Origin of the sequence: Candidatus Infernicultor aquiphilus (genome assembly GCF_002784285.1) — a bacterium.
Lineage (GTDB): Bacteria > Atribacterota > Phoenicimicrobiia > Phoenicimicrobiales > Phoenicimicrobiaceae > Infernicultor > Infernicultor aquiphilus.
Genome location: NZ_PFKO01000242.1, coordinates 2,908 through 3,200 on the forward strand (window position 1 = coordinate 2,908; position 293 = coordinate 3,200).

The 293-nt window shown below is 37.9% G+C and carries 1 protein-coding gene; it reads right to left on the reverse strand.

The features are described 5' to 3' along the window. Positions 1-286 (reverse strand): ArsA-related P-loop ATPase (locus tag COZ07_RS06520; protein WP_406607762.1); only part of this gene is annotated, 286 nt, incomplete at its 3' end. Between the last annotated feature and the right edge of the window lie 7 nt (positions 287-293).

Genomic DNA, 293 nt, shown 5'->3' on the forward strand with positions numbered 1-293 from the left:
CTTTCATCTCTCTCACTCCCATCTCTTCAGGGATAGTAATCATTACAAACTCAGTTGTCTCAGGATTAGCCAATGTTTCCTGTATTTTGCGCACATCCCGTGATAAATCCAAGAGACTTTCAACTGAATGTATCCTGGATAAATTTATTACTCCTTTATATTTTATAAGCAATCTGAACACAGTTTTTAGCCACTCCCTTACTATATCAGGTGTCTCTAAAAATCTAAACAAGTGCCCTGATGCGGCAGAGTCCATGACAAAAAGGTCATAGTCAGAAGTCTTCATAAGTTCA